This window comes from Acidovorax temperans (assembly GCF_006716905.1).
In the GTDB taxonomy this organism is placed as follows: domain Bacteria; phylum Pseudomonadota; class Gammaproteobacteria; order Burkholderiales; family Burkholderiaceae_C; genus Acidovorax; species Acidovorax temperans.
Map to the genome: position 1 here is coordinate 296995 of NZ_VFPV01000002.1, position 25486 is coordinate 322480.

Sequence of the window (25486 nt, forward strand, 5' to 3'; positions counted from 1 at the left end):
GAACCCTCATGACCGACCACACAGCCAACACCGCCCCGGCATCGCGCCGCCAATGGATCAAGACCGCTGCCGCCACCGCAGCCCTGGCCGTGGGTGCGCCCCATGTGCTGGCGCAGCCCGCAGCGGCGGCCTACCCCTCGCGCCCCATCAAGATCGTGGTGGGCTACGCCGCTGGTGGCGCGGTAGATGCCGTGGCCCGCGCGGTGGGCCAGGCCCTGTCGCAAAGCATGGGGCAGCCCGTGGTCATTGAAAACAAGCCGGGCGCAGGCACCAACATTGCCGTCAAGTCCGTCATCGCGGCCGAGCCCGATGGCTACACCCTGATGATGGCGGCCAATGCCCTGGCGGCGAACATGGCGCTGTACCAGCCCATGCCGTTCGATGCCGAAAAAGACCTGGTCGCCATCTCGCTGGTGGGGCGCGTGCCGGTGGTGCTGGCCACGGGGGCGGGCTCGGGCATCACCTCGCTGTCCGGGCTGCTGCAGGCGGCCAAGGCCAAGCCCGGTGCGCTGGCCTATGCCTCGCCAGGCAACGGCTCCACGCCGCACATGGCCATCGAGTTTCTGGAGCGCGAGGCGGGCATTGACCTGCAGCACGTTCCCTACCGGGGCGGTGCTGCGGCGCTCACCGATGTGATCGGGGGCCAGGTGCCGCTGGTGGCCGTCAACGCGCTGGAAGTGCAGCCCCATGTCAAAAGCGGCAAGCTGCGCGTGCTGGCTGCGCTCAGCGCCAACCGCACCGCCATCTTCCCTGATGTGCCCACGATTGCCGAGTCCGGCTTTCCCGGCTTTGAAGCGGCTGTGTGGTACGGCCTGGTGGCCCCCGCCGCCACGCCCAAGGCCGTGGTCACCCGCCTGCACGCTGAAGTGCAGAAAGCGTTGCAAGGCAAGGATGTGCGCGAGCGCATGACCGCGGTGGGTGGCGAGGTGCTGCCCGGCCCCACCGAGCAGTTTGCCCAGCTCATCCAGAGCGAGCGCCGCCGCTACGAAAAGCTGGTGCGCGAGGCCAACATCAAACCCGATTGATTTCAGAGCGGCCCCGGCCGGGCTGCGCGTTCTCCGATGTCCTCCAACAAAGAAAATTCCCCGATGTCCAAAACGACTTCCGGTGACTCCCCCCAAGCTGAAAGTTTCACCAAAACCCCCGGCTGGCTTGACTGGTACACCGGCCCTGCCAAGCCCCGCTTCCAGCTGCCCGCAGGTGCGGTGGACGCCCACTGCCATGTGTTTGGCCCCGGCGCGGAGTTTCCGTACGCGCCCGAGCGCAAGTACACGCCCTGCGATGCCAGCAAGCACGAGCTGTTTGCGCTGCGCGACCACCTGGGCTTTGCCCGCAACGTGATCGTGCAGGCCACCTGCCACGGCGCAGACAACCGCGCCATGGTGGATGCCTGCCTGGCCAGTGGCGGCAAGGCGCGTGGCGTGGCCACCGTCAAGCGCAGCGTCACCGATGAGGAACTGCAACAGCTGCACGCCGCAGGCGTGCGCGGTGTGCGCTTCAACTTCGTCAAGCGCCTGGTGGACTTCACGCCCAAGGACGAGCTGATGGAGATTGCCGGCCGCATTGCCCAGCTGGGCTGGCATGTAGTCATCTACTTTGAGGCGGTGGACCTGCCCGAGCTGTGGGACTTCTTCACCCGCCTGCCCACCACCGTGGTGGTGGACCACATGGGTCGCCCGGATGTGAGCAAGGGCGTGGACAGCGAGGAGTTCGCGCTGTTCCTCAAGTTCATGCGCGAGCACCAAAACGTGTGGAGCAAGGTGAGCTGCCCCGAGCGCCTCTCCGTGACCGGCCCCAAGGCCCTGAACGGCGAACAGGCCGCGTACCAGGACGTCGTGCCTTTTGCGCGCCGGGTGGTGCAGGAGTTTCCTGACCGCGTGCTTTGGGGCACCGACTGGCCGCACCCCAACCTCAAGGACCACATGCCTGACGACGGCCTGCTGGTGGACTTCATCCCCCACATTGCCCCCACGGCCGAGCTGCAGCACAAGCTGCTCGTGACCAACCCCATGAAGCTTTACTGGCCTGAGGAGGTCTGAGATGGCACTCGACAAACCCTACCAGGACGTGCCTGGCACCATCATCTTTGATGCCGAGCAAAGCCGCAAAGGCTACTGGCTCAACCAGTTCTGCATGAGCCTGATGAAGGCTGAGAATCGCGAGCGCTTCAAGGCCAACGAGCGCGCCTATCTGGACGAGTGGGCGATGACCGAAGAGCAGAAGCAGGCCGTGCTGGCCCGCGACCTGAACTGGTGCATGCGCACGGGCGGCAACATCTACTTCCTGGCCAAGATCGGTGCGACCGATGGCAAGAGCTTCCAGCAAATGGCGGGCTCCATGACCGGCATGACCGAAGAGGAGTACCGCGCCATGATGATCTCCGGTGGCCGCAGTGCCAACGGCAACCGCTACATCGGCGAAGACGGCGACGCCCAGGCGCACCGCCAGCCGCAAGGCAAGGCCGGGCAGGCCCAGAAAGACTGAACACCATGGCACGCATCACCGCATCTGTTTACACATCGCACGTGCCCGCCATTGGCGCGGCCATGGACCTGGGCAAGACCCAGGAAGACTATTGGAAGCCGCTGTTCGCAGGCTACGACTTCTCCAGGCAATGGATGAAGGACAACAAGCCCGATGTCATCTTCCTCGTCTACAACGACCACGCCACCGCGTTCAGCCTGGATTTGATTCCCACCTTCGCCATCGGCACCGCCGCCGAGTACCAACCCGCCGACGAGGGCTGGGGCCCGCGCCCGGTGCCCAAGGTGATCGGTCACCCCGAACTCGCCTCGCACATCGCGCAAAGCGTGATTCAACAAGACTTTGACCTCACCATCGTCAACAAGATGGATGTGGACCACGGCCTGACGGTGCCGCTGTCGCTGATGTGCGGCGAGCAGCATCCGCAAACCGGTGCCTGGCCCTGCCCGGTGATTCCGTTTGCGGTGAACGTGGTGCAGTACCCCGTGCCCAGCGGCCGCCGCTGCTTTCAGCTGGGGCAGGCCATCCGCCGCGCGGTGGAGAGCTACGACGAGGACCTGAACGTGCACATCTGGGGCACGGGGGGCATGAGCCACCAGCTGCAAGGCGCCCGCGCCGGACTCATCAACCGCGAGTGGGACAACGCCTGGCTTGACCAGCTCATCAACGACCCTGCCGCTTGCTCGGAAGTGCCGCACATCGACTACGTGCGCGAAGCGGGCAGCGAGGGCATCGAGCTGGTGATGTGGCTCATTGCCCGCGGTGCCATGGCCGATGTGGCCGGTGGCCCCGCCCCCAAAGTGGCGCACCGCTTCTACCATGTGCCAGCGTCCAACACCGCCGTGGGCCACCTGATTCTTGAGAACTGAACCGAATCCCAAAGGACATCACCCCATGACCATCAAAGTCGCACTCGCCGGCGCGGGCGCCTTCGGCATCAAGCACCTGGACGGCATCAAGAACATTGACGGCGTCGAAGTCGTCTCCCTCATCAGCCGCGACCTGGCCAAGACCCAGGAAGTAGCCGACAAGTACGGCATCCCCCACGTCACCACCAAGCTGGAAGACAGCCTGGCCATCAAGGAAGTGGACGCCGTGATCTTGTGCACGCCCACGCAGATGCACGCCAGCCAGTCCATTGCCTGCCTGGAAGCGGGCAAGCATGTGCAGGTGGAAATCCCGCTGTGCGACATCCTGAGCGAAGGCCAGGCGGTGGTGAACCTGCAAAAGCAGACGGGCCTGGTGGCCATGTGCGGCCACACCCGCCGCTTCAACCCCAGCCACCAGTACGTGCACAAGAAAATCAAGGCGGGCGAGTTCAACATCCAGCAGATGGATGTGCAGACCTACTTTTTCCGCCGTACCAACATGAACGCCCTGGGCCAGCCCCGCAGCTGGACGGACCACCTGCTGTGGCACCACGCCGCCCACACGGTGGACCTGTTCGCCTACCAGGCGGGCAGCCCCATCGTCAAAGCCAACGCCATCCAGGGCCCTATCCACAAGGATCTGGGCATTGCCATGGACATGAGCATCCAGCTCCAGGCGGCCAACGGCGCCATCTGCACGCTGAGCTTGAGCTTCAACAACGATGGCCCGCTGGGCACCTTCTTCCGCTACATCGGCGACACCGCCACGTACATCGCCCGCTACGACGATCTGGTGAACGGCAAGGAAGAGAAGATCGACGTGAGCCAGGTCGATGTGAGCATGAACGGCATTGAGCTGCAAGACCGCGAGTTCTTCGCCGCCATCCGCGAAGGCCGCGAGCCCAACGCCAGCGTGGCGCAGGTGCTGCCTTGCTACCAGGTGTTGCATGATCTGGAGCAGCAACTGGTTTGATGCTGCTATTGATTCAGTAGCTGCTACCGCCCGTAGATCAAACGCTGCGGGCGTTTTTCATTAGATATCGGAGATGTGATGCAACAACGTGCTTTGGGCCCTTTCCAGGTCAGCGCCATTGGCCTGGGCTGCATGAACCTCTCGCACGCCTATGGCGCCCCGGTCAGCGCTGAGCAGGGCGAGCGTGTGCTGCTGGCCGCGCTGGATGCGGGCGTGACCTTGTTCGACACGGCGGCGCTATACGGCTTTGGCGCCAACGAAACCCTGGTGGGCCGGGTGATGAAGCCGCACCGCCACCGCTTCACCCTGGCCAGCAAGTGCGGCATGCAGGGCGTGGATGTGAATGGCGACGGCAAGCTGGTGCGCGAGATTGACGGGCGCCCCGCCACGCTGCGGCAGACCTGCGAAGACAGCCTGCGCCGCCTGCAAACCGATGTGATCGACCTGTACTACCTGCACCGCTGGGACAAGAGCGTGCCGATTGAAGACAGCGTGGGCGCGCTGGCCGACCTGGTGCGCGCGGGCAAGATCCGCAGCATTGGCCTGTCGGAAGTGTCGGCCGCCACGCTGCGCCGCGCCCATGCCGTGCACCCCATTGCAGCCCTGCAAACCGAGTATTCGCTGTGGACGCGCAACCCCGAGATTGCGGTGCTCGACGCCTGCCGTGAACTGGGCGTGGCGTTTGTGGCCTTCAGCCCGGTGGGCAGGGGCTTTCTGTGTGGCGACCTCACCGATGTGGGCACGCTGGACGCCAAGGACATCCGCCGTGGCATGCCACGCTTTGCGCCCGAGGCGTATGCAGCCAACCTGCAATTGCTGGCAGGCTACCGTGTCATCGCGGCCGAAGTGGGCTGCACCCCCGCGCAACTGGCGCTGGCCTGGTTGCTGCACAAGGGGCAGGACATCATCCCCATCCCGGGCACGACCAGTGTGGAGCATCTGCACGACGACCTGGGGGCTGTGCAGGTGCAGCTCGGCAGCTCCGTCATCGAGCGGCTGGAAGCGCTGATCAACGAGCGCACTGTGGTGGGCAACCGCTACAACCCGCAGAACGCCAGCGAAGTGGATACCGAGGCCTACGCGGAGCGCACAGGCGTCTGAGACAGCATCCATTGGGTGTTGCCCCTTCGCGGTTGGCCGGGCTTCGCCCCGCCCATCGCATGGGTGAAAAGACCGAGGCCAGCGCCGCCTGTGCCTTGGGTTGTGGGATATGTCCTACAAACATTTGCAAGCACTGCGGATGGTGTTGTGCGCGATGCGCGGGCATGCTGAAAGGCTGCCTGCCCTGGTGCTCCCCGTGGTTCCTGGGCGTGGTCTTTGCCAACGCTACACACAAGGAGAACCCTGCATGCCACCATCCGCCTTTCTTTCCTGGGTTCAGGAGACCACTTTTGCGGGCGTGCCGCTGTGGAGCTTGCTGATCGCCGTGCTGGCGGGGGTGGCCACCTATCTGGGCATATTGCTGGCGCTGAGCCTGTTGACCGGCCGTGCCCGTGCGTGGGCCAGCCAGTCGCACAGCGGGGTGGCCCGTGCGATGGTGGATGTGCTGGAAGGCACCAGCCGCTTCCTGATGCTGGTGGCGGCGCTGCTGGTGGGCGCCAGTTTTCTCGATCTGCCCGGGCGCTGGGAAAACCGGCTGAGCCAGCTGTGGTTTGTGGCCGTGGCGCTGCAGATGGGCTTGTGGGGCATGCGCGCCATCGGCATCGGGGTGCGGCACTACCTTGCGCAGCACGCTTCTTCGGGCATGACGCAGGTGAGTGCCTCTGCCACGCTCATGTCGTGGGGGCTGCGCACCTTGCTGTGGAGCGTGGTGCTGCTGGCCATCCTGTCGAACCTGGGGGTGAACATCACGGCCTTCATTGCCAGCCTGGGGGTGGGCGGCATTGCGGTGGCCCTGGCGGTGCAGAACATCCTGGGGGATTTGTTTGCATCGCTGTCCATCGCGGTGGACAAGCCGTTCCAGGTGGGCGACTTTGTGGTGGTGGGCAACGTGGCGGGCACGGTGCAGATGATTGGCCTCAAGACCACCCGCATCCGCAGCCTGCAGGGCGAGGAAGTGGTGATGTCCAACACCGACCTGCTCAAGCAGACCATCAGCAACTACCGCCCCATGCAGCGCCGCCGCATCGTGTTCGGTTTTGGCGTGCCGTACGACACCCCCATCGAACAGGTCGAGGCCATCCCAGGCGTGGTGCAGCGGCTGGTAGAAGCCCAGCCGCAGCTGGAGTTCGACCGGGCGCACTTCAAGGCCTTTGGGCAAAGCGCGCTGGAGTTTGAGGTGGTCTACATCGTGAAGGACCCGGGCTTCAATCTGTATATGGACCTGCAGCAGACCCTGAACCTAGGCTTGATGCGGGAGCTGGCCGCCATGGGCGTGAAATTTGCCCTGCCCGCCCGCACCGTGCATGTAGCCCAGATGCCTGCCGAGCCTCCCCACCCCCTGCCCGTGGCCCCTTTGCAGGCCTGATGGGTTGATGTTGCTAAGGGCGTGGCGTGCGGCGCGTTTTGCGGCGATGCCAATGCCAGCGCACCTGCTGTGCCAGTACCAGCGCTGCCAGCGCCCACAATTGCGCACGCTGCTGGCCGGTGCGCTGCTCCAACATTTGCACTTGCGCCTGCAGCACGTCGCTGTGCGCTGCGGGCGAGGCAGTGCCCGCAGGTGTGGCGGGCAGCATGTCGGCGGTGATGTCTGAGCCTGCTGCCGCCACCAAAGCGCCGGTCTGCGTGGCGGCCACCGCACGCTTGCCCACTGCGCTGCCGCGCTCGTCGGCATACACCTTGGTGAACTCGGCCCCCAGCAAAAAGATCTGTGCGGCGTAGTACACCCAGGCCAGTACCACCACCAGCGAACCGGCTGCTGCATAGGTTTCGTTCACGCCGCTCTTGCCCAGGTAGTAGCCGATGGCGAATTTGCCCAGCTCGAACAGGACAGCCGTCACGGCAGCGCCCACCCACACGTCATGCCACTGCAGTGGCACCGAGGGCATGAACTTGAAAATCATCGCGAACAGCACGGTGGTGGCGCCCACCGCAATCAGCGTGTTCAGGGCTTGCAGCGTCACCTCCCAGGCCGGCCACAGGCCGCTAGCCCAGCCGCCCAGGGCCGCCACCCCTGCGCTGATGACCAGGGACACGATGAGCAGAAAGGCCAGCCCCAGAATCAGCCCGAACGACAGCACCCGCGCGCGCAGCACGGCCCACAGCCCCGAAGGCTTGGCCCGCTGCGGCACATGCCAGATGCGGTCGAGCGCGCTTTGCAATTCGGCAAACACGGTGGTGGCCCCCACCAGCAGCACCACGCCACTGATCAGACCCGCCACCAGGCCGCGCGTGGGCTCGCTGGCAGCCCGCACCAGCGCTTGCACGGCCACGGCAGCGTCCTGGCCGATGAGCCCTTGCAATTGCCCCACGATTTCGCCCTGGACCGCCTCGCGCCCAAACAGCGCGCCTGCCACGGCAATCACGATCACCAGCAGGGGTGCGATGGAAAACACGGTGTAGTACGCAATCGCCGCGCCCATGCTCGGGGCAAAGTCATCCATCCAGGCCATGACGGCTTTGCGGGCCAGGCGATAAAGGCGTTGTAGGTTCATGGGCGACAAGAGAACAGAACTGACCCTATGCTGCCGTTGAACACACCTTGCGGCTGTAGGCGCGCGCACCGATGCTGCGTAGGCGGGCTGCGTGATGCATTCCTGCCAAGGTGACCTACCAAAGAGAAACGCGCCCCTCGGGGCGCGTTTCGCAGGCAGCTTGGGGGTGCCTTACTTGGCAGTCACCACGCGCACCATTTCCAGGCACTTGTTCGAGTAGCCCCATTCGTTGTCGTACCAGCTCACGACCTTCACGAAGGTGCCGTCCAGCGCGATGCCGGCGTCAGCGTCGAAGATCGAAGTGCGGGTGTCGCCACGGAAGTCGGTGGCCACCACCTTGTCTTCGGTGTAGCCCAGCACGCCCTTCAGGGCGCCTTCGGACTGGGCCTTCATTTCGGCCTTGATCTCGTCGTAGGTGGCAGCCTTGTCCAGCTCCACCGTCAGGTCCACCACCGACACGTCGGAGGTGGGCACGCGGAAGGACATGCCGGTCAGCTTCTTGTTCAGCGCAGGAATCACCACGCCCACGGCCTTGGCAGCGCCAGTGCTGGAAGGGATGATGTTTTCCAGAATGCCGCGGCCGCCGCGCCAGTCCTTGTTGGAAGGGCCGTCCACGGTCTTTTGCGTGGCAGTGGCAGCGTGCACGGTGGTCATCAGGCCGCGCTTGATGCCCCACTTGTCATTCAGCACCTTGGCCACGGGAGCCAGGCAGTTGGTGGTGCACGAGGCGTTGGAGACGATGGCTTGGCCAGCGTAGGTGTCGTGGTTCACGCCGAACACGAACATGGGTGTGTCGTCCTTGGAAGGAGCCGACAGGATGACCTTCTTGGCGCCTGCGTCGATGTGCTTCTGGGCCGAGGCCTTGTCCAGGAACAGGCCGGTGGATTCGATCACCACGTCAGCGCCGACTTCGTTCCACTTCAGGTTGGCGGGGTCGCGCTCTTGTGTCAGGCGGATCTTCTTGCCGTTGACGATGAGGGTGTTGCCTTCCACGGCCACGGTGCCCTGGAAGCGGCCATGCACCGAGTCGTACTGCAGCATGTAAGCCAGGTAGTCGGGCTCCAGCAGGTCATTGATGCCAACGACTTCGATGTCGCTGAAGTTCTGGATGGCCGAGCGCAGCACGTTGCGGCCGATACGGCCGAAACCGTTGATACCAATCTTGATCGTCATAGCTTGTAGTCTCTCAGTTAAAACAAAAAACAAAGGAAATTCGGGTCAGGCATTTGCAGGTGGGGCGCTCTTTTTCTTGCGTGCGCTGGTGGTCAAAGGCGTTTTTCTGGGCTTCGCTTGGGCGCTATTGAACTCGACGACCTTGTCCCATGAAATCACTCCGCTGGGTTGCACATATTCCAGCATGAATTCACGTAGGAGTTGCTGGTGCTTGGTGGCGAAGGCTTGTTGGTAAGCGGGGCCGTGCTGGCCTGCGAACTGCTCCATTGCATGGGAGATGCGCAGGTAAAAATCCCGCTCGCCAGACAGCAGCTCCCAAAACACCTGGCCTGCTAATTTTTCTACCGGTGTTGCCTTGCGCTCGGTTTTGCGGCCATAGCCATAACCGATGATGGGGCGGAACCCTTTGTTCAGCTTTTTAAGCCGGGCTTGCAGGGCTTGAAATTCGCTCCCTTGCCCCTTCGCGCTTTGGGAGTTGAAGATGTTTTTGCTGGACTTGACGGAAATGGCCAAATAACTATTGGCCGTCTCGATCGCGATGTCCTGTCCCGCACCTGCGCCTACGGTCACGTTCCGCAACTCGCCATCGGACGCTGTGCCATGTGTAGCTGCAAAAATGGCCAGCGGCTCGATGAAGTCGTTACCAAAAATGGTTTCATCCGAGCTGGACACAAAAGCGATCATGAGCTGTTGTATGAACTCCAGAGAGTCTGCAATGCCTAACGCCCTGTAGAGGTATGGGTTCTTGCTTAACAGCCTGCCTAGGCTGAGTTTGTCTAGGGCTGCAAAACGCTTGGCATAAAGAATACCAAGCAGCCTGCCCACTTCTGCATGGAGTTGTGCGTCAGGAATCATCGCCCCAGTCTTCCTCTGGTTGATCCAGCTTTCTATGCACCGATGTTCCACGCATGCGTTTGGCATTGACCTTGGCATTCCCTTGCGCCACCGACACCAGCATTTGTCCAAGGGCGCAGCCCAAGGGCGTGGGGACGGCATTCCCAATTTGGCGGTAGCAATCAGCAGTCTTGCCTTCAAACTTCCAGTGATCAGGAAACTTCTGAATGCGTGCGTATTCGCGGACGGACAGCGGCCGCAACTCCGTGGGGTGGCACAGCATGGTCGCTTTCTGGATGGGACTGGTCACCAGGGTGGGCGACGGTTCAGCGCGGTTGAGTCGCCGATAAAACCCCACCTTGCCACCGCCGGACTCAAACGCGCCACCCATGGCTTCCTGCACCACGTGGGCGGGAAGATGCTTCCAGTTGCAGCCCTCGCCCAGCATGGCCAAGTAGCGTTGCACGGCTGGAGAGAACTGCGCATATGGGCCAATCTCCTGCAAGTCGTGGATGGCGCTGCCTAGGGTTTGCCAGCGCATGGCCGGGTTCTGGTGGCGTTGAAAGTGGGTGGGTGCCGGTAAAAAAATATCCTCCCCGTCGCGGCTGCCCACAATCACCAGCCGCTCCCGAAACTGCGGGGTGCCGTAGTGCACGGCATCCAAAATGCCGTGCACGGTGTGGTACCCGATGGCTTTGAAGGACTCCAAGATGGTGTCCAGCACAGGCTTGGATTGCTTGTCTGCGGGGTCGCAGGGCATGGACGCCAGTCCTTTGACGTTCTCCATGATGAAGAATCGCGGGCGCAGGGCAGAAACGACCTTGATGAACTCTTGGTATAGCTGGCCGCGTGCGTCCTCCACCCCCTTGCGTTTGCCTGCCGTGGAGAAGGGTTGGCAAGGGGGGCCGCCCACCACGGCAAACAGTGCTTCGCGTGTGACACCACTGGCCTGCAGAAAGAACTCGCAGCTAGGATCGCTTTCAATCAGATCGCGTATGTCTCCATCAATGGCCAGATGGGAGTTGCGCCGCATGGTTTCGATGCACCACTTGTCCATATCCTGCGAGACGGCTACGCGTAAGCCTGCCTCATTCAGCCCCAAATCCAGGCCCATAGCACCCGAGAACAGCGATACAACAGGATAGGGATGGCGTGCGTTTTCCAAGCGCGTGGCACTGTCCGCGTCAAAAAATGGAAGTCGGCTGTTCATGTGCAGGCTCTGAGTGTTCTGCGATCACCGCTGGCGCTGGAGCACCGCCCGTACCGTGTCGGCCACGTTTTCTTCGGTGAAGCCGAAGTGCTTGAACAGCACGGGCGCAGGGGCCGATTCACCGTAGGTGTCGATGCCCACCACGGCGGCGCAGCCGTATTTCCACCAGCCGTCGGTCACGCCCATTTCCACGGCCACGCGGGGCACGCCAGCGGGCAGCACGCTGCTTTTGTACTTGGCGTCTTCGCGGTCAAACGTGGTGGTGCTGGGCATGGAGACCACGCGCACGGCGATCTTCTTGTCGGCCAGCAGGCGCTGCGCCTTCAGGGCCAGCTGCACTTCAGAGCCGGTGGCAATGATCACGGCCTGGGGCTTCTTCTTGATGCCCACGTCAGCGGGTTCGGAGAGCACATACGCGCCACGGCTGATGTCGCCCAGCACGCGCTTGGGCGCTGCGGCCGAGAGGTGTTGCAGGTTCTGGCGCGACAGGGCCAGCGCGGTGGGCTTGGTGCGGTTGGAAAGGGCCACGCTCCAGGCCACGGCGGTTTCCACCGTGTCGGCAGGGCGCCACACGTCCAGGTTGGGGATCAGGCGCAGGCTGGCCACGTGCTCGATGGACTGGTGCGTGGGGCCGTCTTCACCCAGGCCGATGGAGTCGTGCGTGAACACATGGATCACGCGCTGCTTCATCAGCGCGGCCATGCGGATGGCGTTGCGGCTGTAGTCGCTGAAGGTCAGGAACGTGCCGCCGTAGGGGATGAAGCCACCGTGCAGGGCCACGCCGTTCATGATGGCGGCCATGCCGAACTCGCGCACGCCGTAGTTGATGTGGCGGCCGCCAACACCAGCTTCGTTCTTGACCACGGCGCCCGCTGCGTCAAAGCGCAGGTTGGGCGTGCTCTTGGTGTTGGTGAGGTTGGAGCCGGTCAGGTCGGCGCTGCCGCCCAGCAGCTCGGGCAGGGCGGCGGTGAAGGCTTCCAGCGCCAGTTGGCTGGCCTTGCGGCTGGCCACGGTCTCGCCCTTGGTATGCGCGGCCACCACAGTGTCCACGGCCACTTGGGCAAACTGGGCAGGCAGGTCGCCCTTCATGCGGCGGGTGAATTCGGCAGCCAACTCGGGGAAAGCCTTGCTGTAGGCAGCAAAGCGGTCGTTCCAGGCGGCTTCGGCCTTCTGGCCGCTGGCCTTGGCGTCCCAGCCGGCGTACACGTCTTCAGGAATCACGAAGGGCTCTGCGGTCCAGCCCAGGGTTTCGCGGGTCAGCTTGATTTCTTCGGCACCCAGGGGCTCGCCGTGGGCCTTGGAGGTGTTGGCACGGTTGGGGCTGCCCTTGCCGATGTGGGTCTTGCAGATGATGAGCGAGGGGCGCTCGGTCTGCTTCTTGGCTTCGGCAATGGCGTCTGCCACCTTGTCGGCGTCGTGGCCGTCAATGGGGCCAATCACGTTCCAGCCGGCAGACACAAAGCGCAGGGCGGTGTTGTCGGCAAACCAGGGGGCCACCTGGCCGTCGATGGAGATGCCGTTGTCGTCGTACAGGGCGATCAGCTTGTTCAGCTTCCAGGCGCCTGCCAGCGAAATCGCTTCCTGGCTGATGCCTTCCATCAGGCAGCCGTCGCCCAGGAAGGCGTAGGTGTTGTGGTCAACGATGGCATGGCCGTCGCGGTTGAACTCGGCAGCCAGCAGCTTTTCGGCCAGCGCAAAGCCCACGGCGTTGGTGATGCCCTGGCCCAGCGGGCCGGTGGTGGTTTCCACGCCGGGGGTCACGCCCACCTCGGGGTGGCCTGCGGTCTTGCTGTGCAGCTGGCGGAAGTTCTTCAGCTCGCTCATGGGCAGGTCGTAGCCCGTGAGGTGCAGCAGCGAGTAGATCAGCATCGAGCCGTGGCCGTTGCTCAGCACGAAACGGTCGCGGTCAAACCACTGGGGGTTGGTGGGGTTGTGCTTGAGGTGGCGAGCCCACAGGCCCACGGCCATGTCGGCCATGCCCATGGGCGCGCCGGGGTGGCCGGAGTTGGCTTGTTGAACGGCGTCCATGGCCAATGCGCGGATCGCATTGGCCATTTGTTGGGATTGCTGGGTGTTGGCCATGGGTTGTGGGGGTGCTGGTGGGTGGGGATCAGGGAAACCGCTTATTTTACCGGGGCCGCAGTGGGCACTTCGCCCGGCACGCGGCGGCAGCATGGCAGGCCCCAGCGGGTGATGCACTACATTGCATGCCCATGCATGGATTGCACCTCACTGCCGACCTCCACGGATGCCGCTGCGCGCCGCATTGGCTCACCGATGCCGATGCCTTGGGCCGCGCCTGCCTGGATGCCGTGGCCGCCAGTGGCCTGCAGGCGGTGGGGCAGGTTTTTCACACCTTTCCTGCCACGGCCCACGGGCCCGGCGGCGTGACGGCCACGGTGCTGCTGGCCGAGTCGCACCTGTGCGTGCACACCTGGCCCGAGCAGGCCGCCGTCACGCTGGATGTGTATGTGTGCAACTTTGGCGCCGACCACAGCGCCAAAGCCCATGCCCTGATGAATGCCCTGCTGGCGCTGCTGGAGGCCACCACCGTGCAGCGCCACGCTTTGCAACGGGGCGAACTGCGCCCGGTGCCCGAAAGCCTTGTTCCATGAGTTCGACCCTTACCGCAGCCCCTGTTCACCAGGTGCCCGCCATGCTGCTGGCCGCTGGCCGTGGGGAGCGCATGCGCCCCCTGACCGACACCTGCCCCAAGCCGCTGCTGGAGGTGCAGGGCCTGCCGCTGCTGCAGTGGCATTTGCAGGCGCTGGCGCAGGCGGGGGTGGACCGGGCGGTGATCAACACAGCCTGGCTGGGGGAGCAGATCAGCGAGCGGTTTTCAAGCCATTTTGGCCTGCAGGGCGCACCAGATAAGCGCCACCAGCTATCGATTTCATACTCGCACGAGGGCGTGGACTTTGGCGGGGCGCTGGAAACCGCAGGCGGCATTGCCCGCGCGCTGCCGCAGTTGGGGCCGGTGTTCTGGCTGGCCGCAGGCGATGTGTTTGCGCCCGATTTCGTGTTCGATGCGCAGGCCGTGCAGGCCTTCGAGGCCAGCGGCCACCTCGCCCACCTGTGGCTGGTGCCCAACCCCGCCCACAACCCGCGCGGTGACTTTGGGCTCTCTGCCACCGGCCTGGCGCTGAACCTGCCGGCCGACGACCCCGCGCCGCGCTACACCTACAGCACCATCGCGCTGTTGCGCGCCGAGTTGTTGGCTGCCCCCTGGTGCGATATCCCGCCGGGCAACCCGGCAGGCATGGCCGTCCCGCTGGCCCCCTTGCTGCGCCGCGCCATGGACCAGGGGCGCGTGGGGGCTTCCATTTACACCGGGCGATGGACGGATGTGGGCACGCCCGAGCGCCTGGCCGAACTCAACCGCTGAACGGGCACGCTGCCGGCGCCCGGCGTTGCCAACCGTGTAGGGTCATGGCGTGGCAGTGGCTTGGGCGGCGTTGTAGGCTGCTTGCACGGTCACAGGGCCGTTTTCGCAGCCGCGAAACAGCCACTGGCTGGGCGCAAAACGGGCGTCCGGGCCATCTGGCGGCGGCTTGCCCACTTCGGCTTGCAGGTCGTAGGGGATGTGCGGCACCTGGAACAGAGCGATCTGGCCCTTGCGGCACTGCAGCGTGGGCATGACCTTGTTGGGCACCCAGGTCTGCGTGGCCGTGTCATAGCGGTGCACCGGCCCGATGCGCTGGTTGTCGGCCAGCTCCACCCGCATGGGCACCACCTGCAAGGCGGTCGCCAGCACGCCAGCCACCTCCACCGGCTGTGCAAAACGAACGGCGTCCAGGCCATGCAGGGCCAGGGGGCGGTGGGGTTCGCCCCGGTCAAAGGGGTCTGTGCGGTTGATGAAGCTGCCTGCAGGGATGAGCAGTTCGCCATATTGGAAATCCTGGGGCAGCACGAAGCGTTCGCGGCTGGCGCGTACGGCAGCGCTGTCTTGCCAGGTCTGCTTTTCCGTGTGGGACAGGTAGGCGCGCACGCCCAGCCACACATCGCACAGGCCTGCCACCACGATGAGCGCCACCAGGGCCTCGCGGGTCAGCAGCCACTTCTGGGGCACATCCACCCAGCGGTAGTAAACGCCGTAGATCAGCAGGGCGGCCGTGAGCACCACCCCGAGCGCGGGCACGAAAGTTGACAGAAAAAAGTTCAGCATGAATGCGTATCGATGGAAAGAGGCGTTGCGGCGCTAGGCGGCGGAGGGCCTGTGCGCCAGCACGGGGGGCTTGAACATCCGAGCCTATGGGCGCAGATTCTCTGTGACATATCGGGGGCAGCGCCAGTTGGGCTCAAAATGTATACATGAATGCAACGCAATCCATCTACGCCCAGCGCCGCGCCCGCCTCGCTTCGATGCTGGGCGCCGGCGGCATCGCCATCATCCCCACCGCACCTGAACGCCCGCGCAACCGCGACACGGACTTCATCTACCGGCACGACAGCTACTTCTACTACCTGACCGGCTTTGCCGAGCCTGGTGCAGTGCTGGTGCTCACGGCCGAGGGGCACAGCACGCTGTTTTGCCAGCCCAAGGATCTGGAGCGCGAAATCTGGGACGGCTACCGCCTGGGCCCCGCCGCCGCGCCCGAAGCGCTGGGGGTGAATGCTGCGCAGTCCTCTGCGGTGCTGGATGCCCAACTGCCCCGCCTGCTGGAAAACCGCAGCTGCGTCTGGTACCCCTTCGCCACGCACACGGGCCTGGCGGCGCGGGTGGAGGGCTGGCTCAACGCCGTGCGCGCCCGCGTGCGTTACGGAGCGCTGTGCCCAGCGCAACAAAGCGATGTGTGCACCTTGCTCGACGAGATGCGCCTCATCAAGGACGCGCATGAGCTGGACATCATGCGCCGCGCCAGCCAGATCAGCGCCCAGGCCCATATCCGCGCGATGCAGCGGTCTGCCCGCATGCTGCGTGCCGGGCAGGATGTGCGCGAATACCACCTCGATGCCGAGTTGCTGCACGCGTTCCGCGAAGGCGGCTCGCAATACCCCGCCTATGGCTCCATCGTCGCAGCTGGCGCCAATGCGTGCGTGCTGCACTACCGCGCCGATGCCGCGCCCGTGCGCGATGGGGAGCTGGTGCTGATTGACGCAGGCTGCGAGCTGGACGGCTACGCCAGCGACATCACCCGCACCTTCCCGGCCAATGGCAAGTTCACCGCCCCGCAGCGCGCGCTGTATGACCTGGTGCTGGCCAGCCAGGACGCCGCCGTCGCAGCCACCAAGGCCGGTGCGCGCTTCAACGACCCGCACGACGCCACGGTGGCCGTGCTGGCGCAGGGCCTGCTCGACCTGGGGCTGCTGGACAAGAACAAGGTGGGCACCGCCCAGGACGTGATCGAAAAACGTGCCTACTTCCAGTTCTACATGCACCGCACCGGCCACTGGCTGGGCATGGATGTGCACGACTGCGGCAGCTACGTGGAGCCCGGCGAGGTGGGCCAGGCCAGCGAACGCAAGGACCCGCTCTCGGGCGAGACCATCACCAACCGCCCCAGCCGCGTGCTGCGCCCCGGCATGGTGCTGACCATCGAGCCTGGGCTGTACGTGCGCCCCGCCGAGGGCGTGCCGGAGCAGTTCTGGAACATTGGCATCCGCATCGAGGACGATGCCGTGGTGACCGAGGCCGGTTGTGAGCTGATCACACGCGATGTGCCCGTGGAAGCCGATGCCATCGAAGCCTTGATGCGCGGCTGAGCGAGGGCCAAACCATGGCTGTGGACAAGCCCGCCGGTGCTGATACGGCACATGCTCCGGCGCAGCCCGGCAAGTGGCGGCTGGGCGGTGCTTTGTGGCTGCTGGGCATGCCCGGTGTGGTGGCCGTGGTCTGGGCGCTGCTGCCCACCCTGAAGGTCAACGAAGCCCTGTTGCCCCTGCCGCTGGAGGCCGTGCTCCTGCTCAGTGGCTTGCAGACGGCGGTGCTTCTGGCGCTGGCCGTGGCGCTGGGGGTGTGGCTGGCGCCCCGCGTCGGGTTGCGGGCGCCCGCTGTGTCTTCCTGGCTGGCAGGTCTGCCAGTAGGGCCTGCGCTGCGGGCCCAACTCGTGCCCGGACTCTGGGGCGGTGTCGCGGGTGCCGCATGGCTGTGGCTCCTGTCCCGGCTGGCGCCTGCAGCGCTCCAGCCCTCCGACCCCGCCAATGCCATGCCGCTGGCGGTCAAGCTGCTGTATGGCGGCATCACCGAAGAGCTGCTGATGCGCTGGGGCGTGATGAGCCTGCTGCTGTGGCTGGGCTGGCGCCTGCTGCAGCGCGGGCAGGGGCAGCCCCGCAAGGGGTTGGTGGCTACTGCGGTGCTGCTCAGCGCCGTATTGTTTGCTGTGGGGCATTTGCCCGCTGCGCAGGCGCTGGCCGGGGTGTTGACCATGCCGGTGGTAGCGTTTGTCCTGGTGGGCAATACGGTCTTTGGCTTGGTGGCGGGCGGGCTATTTGCGCGCCACGGCCTGGAGGCAGCCGTCATTGCCCATGTCCTCGCGCATCTGCTGGCATCCCCGCTGCTCTGAGGGGGCGTGTCAGGGTTTTCTGGTAACGGGCATGTAACCGGTTTCGTGTGAAAATTGAAACCCGATTACATCTACACGAAAGAGACTCGCCATGGCCACTCGCCGCGCCACCAAGATCGTTGCCACCCTGGGTCCTGCTTCAAGCGACCCGCAACTGCTCGAGGCGATGATCCGAGCGGGTGTCAACGTGGTGCGGCTGAACTTCAGCCATGGCAAGGCGCAGGACCACATTGATCGCGCTGCCACGGTGCGCGCTGCCGCCCAGCGTGCCGGGCGCGAAGTGGCCATCATGGCCGACCTGCAGGGCCCCAAGATCCGTGTGGGCAAGTTTGCCGACGGCAAGGTGTTTCTGGAACCCGGTGCCAAGTTCGTGCTGGACGCTTCGCGCACCGAGCCAGGTGACATCAACGGCGTGGGCCTGGACTACAAGGAGCTGCCCCGCGACGTGAAGGCGGGCGACCTGCTGCTGCTCAACGACGGCCTGATCGTGCTCACGGTGGATGCGGTACGCGGCGAAGAGGTGCACACCACCGTCAAGCTCGGCGGTGAACTGTCCAACAACAAGGGCATCAACAAGCAGGGTGGTGGGCTCACGGCTCCCGCCCTCACGGCCAAGGACATGGAAGACATCCGCACGGCCATGAGCTTTCAGGCCGACTACGTGGCGGTGAGCTTCCCCAAGAACGCGACCGATATGGAAATGGCTCGCCAGCTGTGCAACGTGGCCGCTGCCGAATACCGCCACAAGCCGGGCCTGATCGCCAAGATCGAGCGCGCTGAGGCCATTCCGCACCTGGAGGCCATCTTGCGCGCCAGCGACGGCATCATGGTGGCGCGTGGCGACCTGGCCGTGGAAGTGGGCAATGCGGCGGTGCCTGCGCTGCAAAAGAAGATGATCCGCATGGCGCGCGACATGGACAAGGTGGTCATCACTGCCACGCAGATGATGGAGAGCATGATCACCAACCCCGTGCCCACCCGCGCCGAGGTGAGCGACGTGGCCAACGCCGTGCTGGATGGCACCGACGCAGTGATGCTGAGCGCCGAAACAGCCGCCGGGCGCTATCCGCTCGAAACCGTGGAAGAGATGGCCAAGATTTGCGCCGCCGCTGAGGCCGCCGAAGACCACCAGCTTGATGCCGATTTCACCGGCCAGACCTTCCGCCGTATCGACCAGTCGATTGCCATGGGCGCGCTGTTCACGGCCCACCACCTGGGCGCCAAGGCCATCGTGGCGATGACCGACAGCGGTGCCACGGCCCTGTGGATGAGCCGCCACCGCATCCACATCCCCATTTACGCCCTCACCCCCAAGGTGGCGACGCAGCGCAAGATGGCGATGTACCGCAACGTGCGCCCGCTGCTCATGGACACCAGCGCGGACCGTGACACGGCGCTGGAGCAGGCCGAAGGCCATTTGAAGAGCCGCAACATCGTGCAAAAGGGCGATGTGTACGCCATCACCTGCGGCGAGCCCATGGGGGCGCCGGGCGGCACCAACATGCTCAAGATCTGCGTGGCCAGTTAAAAACCGGGGCTTCGGCCCCGGTCAATCTGCCACGGGTGCGGGGGTAGAGTGCAAAAAGGCCGCAATGCGGGGGCGCAGGGCCACGGCGGCCAAGTCCACCAGCCAGCCGGTAGTCCAGCACAGCCAACCGGTCCACAGGGTGTGGCTCATGAAATGCGCACCGCGCACCTGCTGCGAGCCACCCAGCACCAAGCCCATGAGCACCGCGCCCGCTAGCCACCACCGTGCCGCAACGGGTTGCTTGCGGCGCAGCGCAAAGTAGCCCCCCACAAACGCAAAACCTGCCGAGGCATGGCCGCCGGGGAAGCAGCGGCCGCCCCCGCCATCGATCACGCCCAGCGCCCAGTGCGAGGCGTAGCGCGCGACACCGCCGAACTCCGCCAGATCCCAGGGGCAGCTGGTGTTGCTCAGGTTTTTGATGACGCTCACCACAGCCAGGCCCAGCAAGGCGCTGAGGGCCATCTGCAGGCGCTCACTGGCGTCCAGGCGGCGAAGAATCCCCAGGGGCCACCACACGCTCAGCGCCAATGCCAGCACCACCAGCCACCCGATGCGGCGCGCGCCTTCGTGCATCACTTGCACAAAAAACCAGTGCTCGCGCAAAGGGAAGCCCGAGGGGGTTCCAAAGGCGTTTGCCCAGGCCAGGTCCTGCCCTCCTGCATCCCAGGCCACCACGGCTGCCAGCAGAAGCAAGGTGACCACCAGGGTGTGGCGTTGCGAAATGGACTGCGGTTGTGCGCCCGAAAGAGAGGATTGCTGCATGCCTGCGACGTTAAAAGGTGGCACTTAACCCGGTCTTAATGGACGCGAAGCGGACTTGCCGCGGCTTGCGGTGACAATCCGGCCATGCGAATCCTGGTGATTGAAGACGATGCAGGCATCGCCGCAGGCCTGCGCACCACGCTGCAGCAACGCGGTTATGCCGTGGATGTGTGTGGCGATGTGGCCAGTGCTTGGAGCGCTTTGCGCACCGAGCGGTTTGACGCCGTGCTGCTGGACCTGGGCTTGCCTGACGCAGACGGCAGCGTTCTGTTGCAGCGCTTGCGGTCGGCGCCAGCCACGGTGGGCGCCTCGGGCGCAGCCTTGCCCAACCCGGCGACACCGGTGCTCATCGTGACCGCACGCGACCAGGTGCAGCAACGCATTGCGGGGCTGGACATGGGCGCCGACGACTACGTGGCCAAGCCCTTTGACATCGACGAGCTGGATGCCCGGCTGCGAGCGCTACTGCGCCGGGCGGCGGGCCGTGCGGCCCCCACCATCCGCCATGGCGGCATTGAGCTGGATCCCGCCGCCCGCACCGTTCGGCTGCACGGGCAGTTGGTGGACATGTCGCCGCGCGAGTTTTCTGTGCTGCGGGTGTTGCTGGAGGCGCGTGGGCATGTGCTGTCGCGCCAGCAGATTGAGGAGCGTTTGTACAGCTGGGATGCCGCCATCGAGAGCAATGCCGTGGAAGTGCACATCCACCACCTGCGGCGCAAGCTGGGCAGCGGCAGCATTCTCACCATGCGCGGCGTGGGCTATTTCATTCCCCAGGAGGCAGCGTGACCGCTCCGGCTGCCGCCCCGTCAGCGCGCAGCGCTTCGCTGACGCAGCACCTGTTGCTGTGGTCGCTGGGGGCGCTGGTGGCGGTGTGGGGCAGTTTCGTGTTCATGGGGTACCAGACCGGTGTGCACGAGGCCGATGAGCTGACCGACGGACATTTGGCCAGCGTCGCGTCACTGCTGCTGAATTTGCGGGCGTTCGAGTCTGTCGAGGGGGTGCATGCCACCCAGCGGGCACCACTGCCCGGCTTGAAGGCACACGACTACCAGCAATCCTTGAGCGTGGTGCAGTGGAGCGCAGAAGGCCGCGTGGTGGCGGCCAGCGGTTCGGCGCCGGTGCCAAAGTTTGACGAGACAGAAGGGTTTGCCGATCTGAACCTGGGCAGCCCGCCGGTGGCCTGGCGCAGTTTTTCGCAGTGGAATGCCGATCGCAGTCGCAAAATCATGGTGCTGGTGGCCGTGCGCGAGCGGGACGAGTTGGCCAAGGACATTGCCGAGCATATGATCGAGCCAGGGCTGTGGCTGCTGCCGGTGGTGGCGCTGGCCCTGGGGTTGGCTTTGCGCCGGGGACTCAAGCCGCTGTACGCCCTGTCAGACGATGTGGCTGCGCTGGACCCCACGGCAGACCAGCGTCTGGCCTCTCAGAACGCCTGGAAGGAGTTCGAGTCGGTCGAGGCTTCCATCAACACCTTGCTGGACCGCCAGCAGGCGGCCATGGCCCGTGAACGCCGACTGGCCAACGAAGTGGCACACGAGCTGCGCACTCCGCTGTCGTCCATTGCGCTGCAGGCCAGTGCGCTGGGGGGCGAGCTGGCGCCCGAGGCGCAGGCGCAAGCGCTGGACCGCATTCGCCAGGACGCCCTGCGTGCAGGGCATGTGCTCAACCAGATGCTGGCGTTGGCGCGCGCCAGCCGTGCCGAACTGGACGGCGCCACGGCCAGTGTGGACCTGGCCGCCCTGGCGCGCAACGCGTGTGCCGAATACGCCCAGGCCGCGTGGCAGCGGGGCGACGAGCTGGAGGTCAGCGCGCCAGACGCGCTCTTGGTGCGAGGCCATCCGGTGCTGCTGGATTTGTTGCTGCGCAACCTGATTGAAAACGCCCTCAAGCACACCCCTGCGCGCACCCGCATTGCCGTGCAGATGGGCGAGGGCGGTGGGGAGCACGGTGCCTGGCTGCAGGTGTGCGATGACGGCGCGCGCGTGGTGGCTGCGGGCGATGTGGTGGCCGCAGCGCCGGTCGCGGTGGACAGCCTGCATCTGGGCCATGAAATTGTGGCGCGGGTGGCGCAGGTGCACCGGGCCCGTTTTGGCAAGGCCCCGGCACCTGCGCCATTCACCACCTGCTACCGTCTGGATTTCGCACGAGAGTCCCTGCTCACAGCCGGGTAAAATCGCGGAGTTACCAAGCGGTTACCAACCGCTGCTTGAAAAATTGCCTGGCCCCGGTGGCCGCGGCGCTCCTACCACCCTCAACGGACCCAACGACCATGCCTCTCGTCTCCATGCGCGAATTGCTCGACCATGCCGCTATCAACGGCTATGGCATCCCCGCTTTCAACGTGAACAACCTGGAGCAGGTGCAAGCCGTGATGGCCGCCGCAGACGAAGTGGGCGCACCCGTCATCCTGCAAGCCAGCGCTGGCGCCCGCAAGTACGCGGGTGAGCCCTTCATCAAGCACCTGATCCAGGCTGCGGTCGAAGCCTTCCCCCACATTCCGCTGGTGATGCACCAAGACCACGGCACCTCGCCCAAGGTCTGCCAGGGCGCCATCGACCTGGGCTTTGGTTCGGTGATGATGGACGGCTCGCTGATGGAAGACGGCAAGACACCTTCTTCCTTTGACTACAACGTCGATGTCACCCGTAAGGTGGTGGAAATGGCCCACAAGGTGGGCGTGACGGTGGAAGGCGAGCTGGGCTGCCTGGGCAACCTCGAAACCGGTGATGCCGGTGAGGAAGACGGCATTGGTGCCGAAGGCAAGTTGGACCACAGCCAAATGCTGACCGATCCCGAGGAAGCGGCCCAGTTTGTGAAGGCCACCCAGTTGGACGCGCTGGCGATTGCCATCGGCACCAGCCACGGCGCTTACAAGTTCAGCCGCCCGCCCACAGGTGACATTCTGGCCATCAGCCGCGTCAAGGAAATCCACGCCCGCATCCCCAACACCCACCTGGTGATGCACGGCTCGTCGTCCGTGCCGCAAGAGCTGCTGGCCATCATCAACCAGTACGGCGGCAAGATGAAGGAAACCTACGGCGTGCCCGTGGCCGAGATCCAGGAAGCCATCAAGCACGGCGTGCGCAAGATCAACATCGACACCGACATCCGCCTGGCGATGACCGGCGCGGTGCGCAAGTTCCTGTTCGAGAACCCCGACAAGTTCGATGCCCGCGAATGGCTCAAGCCTGCCCGCGAAGCGGCCAAGCAGGTTTGCAAGCAGCGCTACCTGGAATTTGGCTGCGAAGGCCAGGGCTCCAAGATCAAGGGCCTGAGCCTGCAAACCATTGCCGCACAGTACGCATCCGGCGCGCTTGCCCAAGTGGTGAACTGACCACCGCCACGCTCTGCGTTCAGCGCCCCGCCACTTGAAGTGGCGGGGCGCTTTTTTTCGTGCAGCTGCTGCGGCGAAAGCCCGTTCCCCCTCGGTCTGTCTGGAGGGTGACGCTCGCATCAGCAAAACGCGACGGTGATAAGTATTTCTTCATGTAAGCTCATAGTCAGCTTTTTCGACAGTCCGTCTGAAAGTGGGTTCGGCGGATGTTTCACCACTTGGATGGAGTGTCGGTGCGAACCATGATCACGGATGCTTTGAAAGAAACTCTGCGCTGCAGTCTGGCCAGTTATCGGATGATTGACGCCATTTCGTACAAAGTCATACCGCTTCATGTTTTCCATGGTTCTGCAGCTCTGCGGTGTTTATTTAGCGCCGGAACTCGCACCGCATCGAGGGAACATGGGTGTCCCCGTGATCAAGTGGTAATGCCCATGAACTGAACGATGGCTGACTGCTCGTGCCAGGAGAACCGTGCCGGCTGCGGCAAGGTGCATCGCCAAGTATCAAGCGCTTGACACACCTTGCTAGCGCCGGACTGCTCCCTCCCAGGCTGGTAGTCCTGAATAACGATTTCAAAACTTGAGGAGATCCCCATGGAGACAAGTCCGACGTTACAGCCGCAGCGCATTGGCGTGCCGCGTGAAACCTTCCCTGGCGAAAAACGCGTGGCCACCGTGCCCGATGTGGTGGAGAAGCTGATCAAGCTGGGCTTTGCCGTCACCGTGGAGTCCGGGGCCGGAGATGCCGCCAATTTCAGCGACGACGCCTACCGCGCTGCGGGCGCGCAAATCGCTGGCGACGCGGCGGCTTTGTGGGCTGCGTCAGACATCGTTTTCAAGGTGCGCCCGCCCAGCAGCGAGGAAGTGGCGCTGATGCGCGAGGGCACCACCCTCATCGACTTCATCTGGCCTGCCCAGAACCCCGATCTGATGCAGCAGCTGGCCGCCAAGAAGGCCACGGTGCTGGCCATCGACTGCCTGCCCCGCACTTTGAGCCGCGCTCAGAAGATGGACGCGCTCACCTCCACCGCTGGGGTCAGTGGTTATCGCGCCGTGATCGAGGCGGCCAATGCCTTCGGCCGGTTCTTCAACGGCCAGATCACCGCCGCAGGCAAGGTGCCACCGGCCAAGGTGTTCATTGCAGGCGCTGGCGTGGCGGGTCTTGCCGCCATCGGCACCGCTGCCAACCTGGGCGCCATCGTGCGCGCCAACGACACGCGCGCCGAGGTGGCCGATCAGGTCAAGTCGCTGGGCGGCGAGTTCGTCAAGGTGGACTACGAGGAAGAAGGCTCGGGCGGCGGCGGCTATGCCAAGGTCATGAGCGAAGGCTTCCAGGCCGCGCAGCGCAAGATGTACGCCGAGCAGGCCAAGGACGCCGACATCATCATCACCACCGCGCTGATCCCCGGCAAACCCGCGCCCAAGCTCATCACCGCTGAGATGGTGCAGAGCATGAAGCCCGGCAGCGTGATTGTGGACATGGCCGCCGAGCAGGGCGGCAACTGCGAGCTGACCGTGCCCGGCGAGGCCGTGGTGCGCCATGGCGTGACCATCATCGGCTACACCGACCTGGCCTCGCGCCTGGCCAAGCAGTCGTCCACGCTGTACGCCACCAACCTGCTGCGCCTGACCGAAGAGCTGTGCAAGGCCAAGGACGGTGTGGCCGTGGTCAACATGGAAGACGACGCGATCCGTGGCCTCACCGTGGTCAAGGACGGCGCCATCACCTGGCCCGCCCCGCCCCTCAAGCAGACACCGGCGCCCGCGCCCAAGGCAGCGGCCCCGGTGGTTGAAAAGAAATCGAGCCATGGCCACGGCACGGGCGCGCCCATGTCCGCCAAGACGCTGACCATCGTTTTTGCCGTGATGGCCGTGCTGTTCTGGGCCGTCGGCGCCTATGCGCCCGTGGCCTTCCTGGGGCACTTCACGGTGTTCGTGCTGGCCTGCTTCATCGGCTACATGGTGGTGTGGAACGTCACGCCCGCGCTGCACACGCCGCTGATGAGCGTGACCAACGCCATCTCCAGCATCATCGCCATCGGCGCGCTGGTGCAGATTGCGCCGCCCGATGCGGGGGTAAACGGACGGCCTGACGGGCTCATCCTGTGGCTGGCCTTTGCGGCCCTGGTGCTCACGGCCATCAACATGTTCGGCGGCTTTGCAGTCACGCGCCGCATGCTGGCCATGTTCCGCAAGTAATCCGATAACGACAAGAACAACG

Annotated in this window: 23 protein-coding genes; 16 read left to right on the plus strand and 7 right to left on the minus strand. The window is 64.8% G+C overall.

Translation table 11 applies throughout. The features are described 5' to 3' along the window. Positions 1–8 precede the first annotated feature (8 nt). The 7 genes from BDD18_RS09460 to BDD18_RS09490 all read left to right on the plus strand — a co-directional run bounded on the left by BDD18_RS09460 (position 9) and on the right by BDD18_RS09490 (position 6793). Entirely contained in the window at positions 9–1025 is a 1017-nt protein-coding gene (locus tag BDD18_RS09460) for a tripartite tricarboxylate transporter substrate binding protein (protein WP_142082905.1), read from the plus strand. Between the two features lie 63 nt (positions 1026–1088). Further along, on the plus strand, positions 1089–2039 hold the full coding sequence (locus BDD18_RS09465) for an amidohydrolase family protein (protein ID WP_142082907.1): 951 nt from the start codon (positions 1089–1091) through the stop codon (positions 2037–2039). A gap of 1 nt (position 2040) precedes the next feature. Further along, the gene (ligA, locus tag BDD18_RS09470; RefSeq protein WP_066693696.1) at positions 2041–2484 is read left to right on the plus strand and encodes a protocatechuate 4,5-dioxygenase subunit alpha; all 444 of its coding nucleotides are present in this window, start codon (positions 2041–2043) and stop codon (positions 2482–2484) included. A gap of 5 nt (positions 2485–2489) precedes the next feature. Next, positions 2490–3353: a class III extradiol dioxygenase subunit beta gene (locus BDD18_RS09475; RefSeq protein ID WP_142082908.1), complete on the plus strand. Its 864-nt coding sequence runs from the start codon at positions 2490–2492 to the stop codon at positions 3351–3353. 25 nt (positions 3354–3378) lie between these two features. Then, positions 3379–4326, plus strand: coding sequence for a Gfo/Idh/MocA family oxidoreductase (locus tag BDD18_RS09480; RefSeq protein WP_142082909.1), 948 nt, complete (start codon positions 3379–3381; stop codon positions 4324–4326). A gap of 78 nt (positions 4327–4404) precedes the next feature. Further along, on the plus strand, positions 4405–5427 hold the full coding sequence (locus BDD18_RS09485) for an aldo/keto reductase (RefSeq protein ID WP_142082911.1): 1023 nt from the start codon (positions 4405–4407) through the stop codon (positions 5425–5427). Positions 5428–5674: 247 nt separating this feature from the next. After that, positions 5675–6793 carry a mechanosensitive ion channel family protein gene (locus BDD18_RS09490; RefSeq protein WP_142082913.1) on the plus strand — a complete coding sequence of 373 codons (1119 nt, stop codon included), beginning with the start codon at positions 5675–5677 and terminating at the stop codon, positions 6791–6793. A gap of 13 nt (positions 6794–6806) precedes the next feature. Here the strand turns inward: BDD18_RS09490 and BDD18_RS09495 are convergent, their stop codons facing one another. The 5 genes from BDD18_RS09495 to tkt form a co-directional block, all read right to left on the minus strand. Next, positions 6807–7919, minus strand: a complete 1113-nt coding sequence (locus tag BDD18_RS09495; protein ID WP_142082914.1) for a YihY/virulence factor BrkB family protein — start codon at positions 7917–7919, stop codon at positions 6807–6809. A gap of 171 nt (positions 7920–8090) precedes the next feature. Then, positions 8091–9092 carry a type I glyceraldehyde-3-phosphate dehydrogenase gene (gene gap, locus BDD18_RS09500; protein WP_044402441.1) on the minus strand — a complete coding sequence of 334 codons (1002 nt, stop codon included), beginning with the start codon at positions 9090–9092 and terminating at the stop codon, positions 8091–8093. 45 nt (positions 9093–9137) lie between these two features. Further along, entirely contained in the window at positions 9138–9947 is an 810-nt protein-coding gene (locus BDD18_RS09505; protein ID WP_167336984.1) for a PmeII family type II restriction endonuclease, read from the minus strand. Then, a complete protein-coding gene (locus BDD18_RS09510; RefSeq protein WP_066693707.1) occupies positions 9937–11136 on the minus strand; it encodes a DNA cytosine methyltransferase in 1200 nt (399 codons plus the stop codon). Before BDD18_RS09510 ends, BDD18_RS09505 begins: the two co-directional genes overlap by 11 nt. Positions 11137–11160: 24 nt before the next feature. After that, positions 11161–13218 carry a transketolase gene (tkt, locus tag BDD18_RS09515; RefSeq protein WP_142082916.1) on the minus strand — a complete coding sequence of 686 codons (2058 nt, stop codon included), beginning with the start codon at positions 13216–13218 and terminating at the stop codon, positions 11161–11163. Positions 13219–13349: 131 nt separating this feature from the next. On the opposite strand from tkt, the gene speD reads away from it, so the two are divergent. Both speD and BDD18_RS09525 read left to right on the plus strand, forming a co-directional pair. Continuing rightward, positions 13350–13751: an adenosylmethionine decarboxylase gene (gene speD / locus BDD18_RS09520; protein ID WP_066782412.1), complete on the plus strand. Its 402-nt coding sequence runs from the start codon at positions 13350–13352 to the stop codon at positions 13749–13751. Then, a complete protein-coding gene (locus tag BDD18_RS09525; protein ID WP_142082918.1) occupies positions 13748–14521 on the plus strand; it encodes a nucleotidyltransferase family protein in 774 nt (257 codons plus the stop codon). The genes speD and BDD18_RS09525 overlap by 4 nt, the downstream gene beginning before the upstream one ends. A 42-nt stretch (positions 14522–14563) precedes the next feature. Here BDD18_RS09525 and BDD18_RS09530 read toward each other — a convergent pair whose 3' ends face one another. After that, positions 14564–15301: a hypothetical protein gene (locus tag BDD18_RS09530; RefSeq protein WP_142082920.1), complete on the minus strand. Its 738-nt coding sequence runs from the start codon at positions 15299–15301 to the stop codon at positions 14564–14566. A gap of 146 nt (positions 15302–15447) precedes the next feature. Here BDD18_RS09530 and BDD18_RS09535 point away from each other — a divergent pair, with 146 nt between their 5' ends. The 3 genes from BDD18_RS09535 to pyk all read left to right on the plus strand — a co-directional run bounded on the left by BDD18_RS09535 (position 15448) and on the right by pyk (position 19167). Continuing rightward, positions 15448–16839: an aminopeptidase P N-terminal domain-containing protein gene (locus tag BDD18_RS09535; protein ID WP_142082921.1), complete on the plus strand. Its 1392-nt coding sequence runs from the start codon at positions 15448–15450 to the stop codon at positions 16837–16839. 14 nt (positions 16840–16853) lie between these two features. Then, on the plus strand, positions 16854–17639 hold the full coding sequence (locus tag BDD18_RS09540) for a CPBP family glutamic-type intramembrane protease (RefSeq protein ID WP_142082923.1): 786 nt from the start codon (positions 16854–16856) through the stop codon (positions 17637–17639). 91 nt (positions 17640–17730) lie between these two features. Next, positions 17731–19167 (plus strand): pyruvate kinase, encoded by a 1437-nt coding sequence (pyk, locus tag BDD18_RS09545; RefSeq protein WP_066691132.1) that lies wholly within the window; start codon positions 17731–17733, stop codon positions 19165–19167. 21 nt (positions 19168–19188) lie between these two features. Here pyk and BDD18_RS09550 read toward each other — a convergent pair whose 3' ends face one another. Next, entirely contained in the window at positions 19189–19929 is a 741-nt protein-coding gene (locus BDD18_RS09550; RefSeq protein WP_142082925.1) for a phosphatase PAP2 family protein, read from the minus strand. 84 nt (positions 19930–20013) lie between these two features. Between BDD18_RS09550 and BDD18_RS09555 the strand changes: the two genes are divergently transcribed. From BDD18_RS09555 to BDD18_RS09575, 4 genes are all read left to right on the plus strand, one after another. Continuing rightward, entirely contained in the window at positions 20014–20715 is a 702-nt protein-coding gene (locus BDD18_RS09555) for a response regulator (RefSeq protein WP_142082927.1), read from the plus strand. Further along, entirely contained in the window at positions 20712–22100 is a 1389-nt protein-coding gene (locus tag BDD18_RS09560; protein ID WP_244939052.1) for a histidine kinase dimerization/phospho-acceptor domain-containing protein, read from the plus strand. The genes BDD18_RS09555 and BDD18_RS09560 overlap by 4 nt, the downstream gene beginning before the upstream one ends. A gap of 98 nt (positions 22101–22198) precedes the next feature. Next, positions 22199–23263 carry a class II fructose-bisphosphate aldolase gene (gene fba, locus BDD18_RS09565; RefSeq protein ID WP_142082929.1) on the plus strand — a complete coding sequence of 355 codons (1065 nt, stop codon included), beginning with the start codon at positions 22199–22201 and terminating at the stop codon, positions 23261–23263. 596 nt (positions 23264–23859) lie between these two features. Continuing rightward, positions 23860–25464, plus strand: coding sequence for a Re/Si-specific NAD(P)(+) transhydrogenase subunit alpha (locus tag BDD18_RS09575; RefSeq protein WP_142082933.1), 1605 nt, complete (start codon positions 23860–23862; stop codon positions 25462–25464). Positions 25465–25486: the final 22 nt, after the last annotated feature.